We start from the raw sequence: 4,527 nt of genomic DNA, 5'->3' as shown, positions 1-4,527 counted from the left end.
GGGTGCGGCCCGCCGACGGTTGCCGGGGCCCGGTCAGCCGATCGTGCCCGCCGCCGCCAGCTCGTCGAGCTGGTCGTCCGTCAGTCCGGCTCCGGCCAGGACCTCCCGGGTGTGGGTCCCGATGACCGGGGCGGGCCGTGGCTCGTCGGCGGGGGTGGTGCTCAGCCGGGGTGCGGGGGACGGCTGGAGCCGGCCGTCCCGGTCCGTGAAGTACAGACCGCGCTCGGCGTTGTGCGGATGGGCCGCCGCTTCCGCGATGCCGAGTACGGGTGTCACACACGCCTCCACGTCCTCGAAGACCGCCGTCCACTCGGCACGGTCGCGGGTCGCGAAGATCTCCGCGACGCGCCGGACCATCGCGGGCCAGGAGCCACGGTCGTGCTGCTCGGCCATCAGGGGATCGTTCTCCAGCCCGAGGGTCCGCAGCATCGCCGCGTAGAACTGGGGCTCCAGACAGCCCGCCGCCATATGGCCGCCGTCGGCGCACTCGTACACCCGGTACCAGGGGGCGTTGCCCGCGACGCCGTTGCCCGGGTCGCGGCCGTCCTGCCACTTGCCGCCGCCGAGCTGTCCGAGGATGCCGGCGAGCTGGGACACGGTGCCGTCGGTCATCGCGGCGTCCACGATCTGGCCGTTGCCGGTGGTCCGGGCGTACAGCAGGCCGGAGACCATGCCGAAGGCCAGCATCATGCCGCCACCGCCCATGTCCGCGACCAGGTTCAGCGGAATGACGGGCGGACCGCCCGCCGTGCCGATCTGGCTCAGCGCACCGGAGATCGCGAGGTAGTTGACATCGTGGCCGGGGGTACGGGCCAGCGAGCCGTTCTGTCCCCAGCCGGTCATCCGGCCGTAGACGAGCCGGGGGTGGTCCGCCATGCACTCCTCGGGGCCGAGCCCGAGCCGCTCGGCGACGCCCGGCCGGAAGCCCTCGATGACGGCGTCGGCGGTGCCGATCAGCCGGCGCACCGCGTCGGCGCCCGCCGGCTTCTTCAGATCGACGGAGACCGAGCGGCGGTTGCGGTGCAGTACGGGGTAGACGGACCGCTTGCCCGCGTGCGCGGGCGGGTCCACCCGGACGACCTCGGCGCCCTGGTCGGCCAGGAGCATGCCGCAGTAGGGAGCGGGCCCGATGCCGCCGAGTTCGATGACACGTACTCCGGCCAGCGGACCGGTGGATGCGGTGGTGCTCATATCGGTGGGTGTCCTTCGATGGGGAGTCCCCGGCGGACTGCGCAGGGCCCGCCGGGGGATGGCGGTCCGTCCCGCGAACGGGGGCGGATCGGGTACGGGATGGTGGTGAGAGGGGGATGTACGGGGCGGGAACGGGCGGACAGGTGTGCGCGGCAAGGTGCCGGACGGTGGGGCAGGCAGGGCAGGCGGGGCTATGACCCGTTGACGGCTTCCTGGGCGCCCGGCCAGAACTGCTCGCGCACCTTGCGGCGCAGCAGCTTGCCCACCACGCTCTTCGGCAGGGGTTCGCGGGAGATCAGCAGATGCCGTGGCTTCTTGACCGGCCCGACCCGCTCCCGGGCCCAGGCGATCAGCTCGTCCTCGTCCGCCGTGGCGCCGTCGTTCAGGACCACCACGGCGAACACCGACTCGCCCCACTTGTCGTCAGGGACCCCGACCACCGCGACCTCCTGGACGCCGGGGTGCGCGGCGAGCGCGTTCTCGACCTCCAGCGGCCAGATGTTGAAGCCACCGGAGATGATCATGTCTTCCTTGCGGTCGACGATGTGCAGGAAGCCTTCCTCGTCGAGGTAGCCCATGTCCCGGGTGCGTACCGCGCCGTCCGGGGTGAACCGCTCGGCGGTGGCCACCGGATCGCCCCAGATACCGCGCATGGCGCCCGGTGTCCTGAGACAGATCTCCCCGGTCCGCCCGACCGGCAGGACGTGGTCCGACTCGTCGCGGATGGTGATGGCGGTGTTGACCGTGGCCCGGCCCGCCGAGGTGAGGATGTGCCTTTCCCGTTCGGAGCCGCCCGTGCGGTGGTGGCGGGGCGTGAGAACTGTCGCGGGCAGGGCTTCGGACTGGCCGTACGCCTGGTACATGATGTTGCCCCACAGCCCCATGGCCGCCCGCAGCGTCCGCTCGGAGATGGGCGCCGCTCCGTAGAAGACGGCTCTGAGGCTGGAGAGGTCGTACCGCTCGGCGTCCGGCACCGACACCACCATCTGGATCATCGTGGGCACCAGCAGGGTGATCGTGCACCGCTCCCGCTCGATCACCCGCAGCAGCTCCACCGGGTCGAACTTGCGCATGATCACATACCGGCCGCCGTTCGCCAGCACGGGCCAGAGGTTCAGTCCCGCGGCATGGGACATCGGCGAGGCGACCAGATAGGAGTCGCTCTCCTCGAACGTGACCCGGGACAGCATGTTCTCGATGCCCATGGCCAGCCAGGCGGCCCCGGTGTGCACGATGCCCTTGGGCCTGCCCGTCGTCCCTGCCGAGAACCGGATGATGTGATCCGCCTCCATCGGTACGGAGACGCCCGGGGGCTCAGGGGACGCGGACGCCAGCAACTCCTCGTAGTCATGGTGGTCAGGGCGGTCCACGTGCCCGGGGTGGTCCGGGCGCCCGAGGTCGCCCGGGCGGGTGGTCGGCCGCCCGGTCTCCGCGTCCTCGTGCACGACGACGATGTGCTTGAGGGCCGGGAGCAGATCCCGTACGGCCTCGATACCGTCGGCGTAGCTGTCCTGGACGATACAGACGCTCGCGCCCACGTTCTCCAGCATGAAGGCGTGTGTCGAAGCCGGGTTGAGGGCGTAGAGCGGACAGCGGACCATGCCCGCCAGGGCGATACCCGCCGCCTGTTCGACCGCCTCAAGCCGGTTGTCGGCGAGCACGGCCACCCGGTCGCCCGGCGAGAGTCCCAGACCCGCCAGGGCATGGGCGAGCCTGCGCGCACGCGACACCAGCTCGCCGTACGTCTGGTGCCGCCCCTCCGAAGTGACCGCGACACAGTCCCGGTACATCAGCTGACCCTTGTCCAGGATCGTCACAAAGTCCACGGTGCGCGCTCCCTCGCCATGGCCCGGTCATTGACGTCGCGCCGAGGGCTCGGCCAACGGATCCCCCCGCTGGGCTCGCCCGAGGTCCTGCCATCGCTGATTCCCACAGTGGTGAAGTCCTTTCGGGCGGACGGCCGGTGCAGGTCGGTCACGCGACCGTGCCCCGGGCATGCGCTTGATGAGCGGGAGAGGGGTGCGGGTGCGGACCGCTTCCGGGACATCGAACGAGGGGTGCAGGCGCGGACCGCTTCCAGGACGTCGAACGAGGGGGTCATGTCCGGGCCGCCTCCAGCACATCGAGCGAGAGGCTCCCGTCGACATCCCGGGACACCGAGCAGGTGACCCGGGTGCACAGGCCCCCGAACCGTTCGCGCAGCGCGCGGCCGGCGGCGGCGGGTTCCCCGGTGATCGCGAAGGTGCTCAGTACGTCGTCGTCGATGAGCCCGCCCATCTCCTGCCAGCGCCCCCGGGTCGACAGCCGGTGCAGTTCCTCGTGGAGTGCGCCCCAGCCGTGGAGTTCGAGTACGGGCCGGTAGGCGGGGGTCGACGCGTAGAAGGCCAGGCGCTCGCGGGTGGCGGCGACCGATGCGGTGTACTCCTCCTCGGTCCTGCCGGTGGCCACCAGCACATGGCAGACGACATCCGGTGGCGGCCCCGCCGGACGCTCTCCGGCGGCTTCCGCCTTCGCACGTGCCGTGTTCAGGGCGGGCAGGGTGACCTCGCGCAGATACCGGGTGGAGGTGAGCGAGTGACAGAGCAGCCCGTCGGCCACCTCCCCGGCCACCGCGGTCATCATCGGCCCCACGCCCGCGATCCAGATCCGGGGCGGCCCGGACGGCACGGGTCCGGGGTCGAACATGGGGGTCATCAGCGTATGGGTGTAGAAGTCGCCCCGGAAGTCGAGGGTGTCGCCGGTCTCCCAGCTGTGCCAGATCGCGCGCAGCGCGCTCGCGAACTCCCGCATCCGGGCAGCCGGACGGGACCAGGGCATGCCATAGCGGCGGGTGATGTGCGGCTTGATCTGCGACCCCAGCCCGATCGTCAGCCGCCCGCCGGACAGCCGCTGGACGTCGTACGCGCTGATCGCCAGGGTCATCGGGGTGCGGGCGAACGCGACCGAGACCGCCGTCGCCAGCTCGATCCGTTCGGTGCTCCCGGCCGCCAGCGCGAGCTGGATCAGCGGGTCGTACCGTGTCTCGAACGCCAGCAGTCCGTCGGTACCGCGCTCCTCCGCCCGCCGGGCGGACGCGGCCACCCGCTCCGTGCGCCCGCCGAAGGAGAAGTCCGTCCTGAACGGTGCGGTGGTCGTGGTCATCCGGTGGCTCCTCGGGGAAGGTGTGCCGGCCGACTCCCGGCCGGGAATCCGCGGATCGGGCGAGTGGATTCGGTAGGGGCGGCGCCGCGACCGGAAGGTCACTCGGCGGTACCCGGGGCAGGCGGCGGCGGTGCGACCGGCAAGCCGCGGGCCGCGCCCAGGGGCTGAGACCGGTGCGCCCTGGCCGGCCAAAGG

3 protein-coding genes are annotated in these 4,527 nt (G+C 71.8%); all 3 read right to left on the bottom strand.

Going from position 1 to position 4,527, the window contains the following annotated elements; translation table 11 throughout:
* Positions 1 to 33: 33 nt before the first annotated feature.
* Positions 34 to 1,191, bottom strand: a complete 1,158-nt coding sequence (locus tag ACWF94_RS34345) for a CaiB/BaiF CoA transferase family protein (protein WP_453497733.1) — start codon at positions 1,189 to 1,191, stop codon at positions 34 to 36.
* A 191-nt stretch (positions 1,192 to 1,382) separates the two neighbouring features.
* A complete protein-coding gene (locus ACWF94_RS34340) occupies positions 1,383 to 3,017 on the bottom strand; it encodes a class I adenylate-forming enzyme family protein (RefSeq protein WP_453497730.1) in 1,635 nt (544 codons plus the stop codon).
* 271 nt (positions 3,018 to 3,288) lie between these two features.
* Entirely contained in the window at positions 3,289 to 4,332 is a 1,044-nt protein-coding gene (locus tag ACWF94_RS34335; protein WP_453497727.1) for a TIGR03617 family F420-dependent LLM class oxidoreductase, read from the bottom strand.
* Positions 4,333 to 4,527 lie beyond the last annotated feature (195 nt).

It is taken from the genome of Streptomyces sp. NPDC055078, assembly GCF_053607985.1.
This window is presented reverse-complemented; position numbering and strand designations above follow the sequence as displayed.